Source organism: Actinomycetospora sp. (assembly GCF_055612215.1).
Genome location: NZ_JBVPVA010000241.1, coordinates 1 through 1435, shown reverse-complemented (window position 1 = coordinate 1435; position 1435 = coordinate 1). Strand labels below are relative to the sequence as shown.

The following is a 1435-nucleotide window of genomic DNA, read 5'->3' as shown; positions in this document are numbered from 1 at the left end:
GGGGCGAACAGCCCGCTCCCCACCACGACCGACCCGGGCAGAACTCACGTCGACGGGACGGTGATACTCGTCGATTCCGCCGCGGTGACGTGGCGACACGTGGCCTGCCTCTGAGTCCGGGACGGGACCTCTAGGGTTCGCGGCATGGCGATGGGGGACTACCTGGCCACGGAGATCGCCCTCGACCAGGCCGACGGACTGCTCTCGCGCCGCGAGGCGATCCGTCGGCTCGGACTGCTGGGGCTCTCGGCTGCGGCCGCGTCCTCGCTGCTGGCGGCCTGCAGTTCCGGGTCGTCGATGCCGCCGCCGTCACCCACCGGACCCGCCGCGCCCGGCCAGGCCGGCTACGACGTCTCGGCCTCACTCGCCCGCGCGGCACCCGTGACCTATCCCGGGCCGGCGGGGACGATCTCGGGTGCCTACGCGACGGCCACCACCCCGCGCGGGGCGCTCCTGGTGATCCACGAGAACACCGGGCTGACCAACCACATCAGGGCCGTCAGCGGGCGACTCGCCGGAGACGGATACAACGCGTTGGCACCTGACCTGCTGTCCCGGGCCGGGGGAACCGCCGCGGTTCCGAACGCGACAGCTGCTCTGGCCGCGGCGCCCGAGGCAGACCTGGTGGCCGACCTGCAGCGCAGCGTCGACGAGTTGGCTCGCCGTAACCCCGGCGCGCCGCTGGGCGTGATCGGCTTCTGCTTCGGCGGCGGACTGCTCTGGCGTCTGCTCGAGGCCGGCGCCCCGACGCTGCGGGCAGCGGTCCCCTTCTACGGCCCGGCGCCGGCAACCCCGAACTTCACCGGTACCAGGGCGGCGGTGCTCGGGATCTTCGCCGGCCTGGACAAGCGGGTCGATGCCGGGATCGAACCCCTGGACCAGGCACTGACCGCGGCCAGGGTCACCCACGAGATGGTCGTGATCCCCGGCGTGGACCACGCCTTCTTCAACGACACCGGGGCACGGTTCAGCCTTCCCGGGGCGACACAGGCCTACCAGCGAACGATGACCTGGTTCGACCAACACCTCCGCTGACCGGCAGACCCTGCACGTCCGGTCGCCCGTGACCGGACGATCGACGCTAGGTGTCCGCAGCGAGGACCCGGACCTCGCCGAGCCGGCGCTCAGCCCCCCGCCGGGTCGCGGCGGCCGGGGGAGATCGGTCGGGCTGAACTTGCCGGTCCAGGCCGCCTGGGCGCGGTCAGTCGACGACGCGGTCGGATGGCTCGCGTTCGGACCGGCTGCGGCTGCGCTCTCGGAGGTACCAGGTCGCCACGCCGGCGCGCGAGGTCTTGTCGACCTTCTGCATGATGTGTCGGACGTGGTTCTCGACGGTCCGCTCCGAGAGATGGAGCCGTGATGCGATCTCGCGATTGCTGATGCCGTCGGCCACGAGGGCGGCGATCTCGGTTTCCCGTCGTGACAGCGTGCCGAT

General features: G+C 71.9%; 2 protein-coding genes. One reads left to right on the top strand and one right to left on the bottom strand.

Annotation, left to right across the window (positions count from 1 at the left end; translation table 11 throughout):
- Positions 1 to 144: 144 nt before the first annotated feature.
- Positions 145 to 1035 (top strand): dienelactone hydrolase family protein, encoded by an 891-nt coding sequence (locus AC0CYZ_RS06600; RefSeq protein ID WP_472213524.1) that lies wholly within the window; start codon positions 145 to 147, stop codon positions 1033 to 1035.
- A 166-nt stretch (positions 1036 to 1201) separates the two neighbouring features.
- Here the strand turns inward: AC0CYZ_RS06600 and AC0CYZ_RS06595 are convergent.
- Positions 1202 to 1435 (bottom strand): response regulator transcription factor (locus AC0CYZ_RS06595; protein WP_472213522.1); only part of this gene is annotated, 234 nt, incomplete at its 5' end.